This window comes from Rhodococcus jostii NBRC 16295 (genome assembly GCF_001894825.1).
GTDB classification, from domain to species: Bacteria; Actinomycetota; Actinomycetes; order Mycobacteriales; family Mycobacteriaceae; genus Rhodococcus_F; species Rhodococcus_F jostii.
Map to the genome: position 1 here is coordinate 1 of NZ_BCWY01000273.1, position 670 is coordinate 670.

Genomic DNA, 670 nt, shown 5'->3' on the forward strand with positions numbered 1-670 from the left:
AGACACCCGCCCGAGCCCGCAATTGGTGTCAACAACGGGACCGCTTGCAGCGGCCAATCCGATGGGAGCAACGGTGTTCGAGAGGTTTACCGACCAAGCACGGCGCTCCGTCGTCCTGGCATCCGAAGCGGCCCGGGCCCACAACCACGACTACCTCGGCACCGAGCACATCCTGCTGGGCCTCATCCGCGAAGGTGACGGGGCAGCGGCGCGATCGCTGGAATCGTTCGGCGTGTCGGCGGCCATCATCGACAGCCGACTCACCACCGGTCAGGGCGAGCAGGCCCGATCCGGGCACATCCCGTTCACCCGGCACGCCAAACAGGTCCTCGAACAGAGCATGCGCGAAACTTCGCTGCTCGGCCACGAGCGCATCGGCACCGAACAGATCCTCCTCGCCATCATCGACGACGACCGCGAATCCACCGGCGCACGGTTGCTCGGCGAGGTCCTCTCGGTGGACTTCGACCAACTGCGTCAGCACATCCTCCGACAGGTCACCGAGCACCGGCTCACCGCAGAGCTGGGGTTGGGGCCGACACACGTCACCAACGTCAGGTTGACCGACGCAGAACATGCATTGTGCGTAGCTGCGGCCGCCAAGGCCGGCCAACGCATCGACGTGTGGATGCGAGACCGGATCCTTGACGCGGCACGTGCCGGCGGCGCG

The 670-nt window shown here is 66.4% G+C and carries 1 protein-coding gene; it reads left to right on the forward strand.

The genetic code is table 11. The features are described 5' to 3' along the window. Nucleotides 1-73: 73 nt before the first annotated feature. Nucleotides 74-670: Clp protease N-terminal domain-containing protein (locus RJ1_RS45155; protein ID WP_255284987.1), on the forward strand; the 597-nt coding region annotated here is incomplete at its 3' end.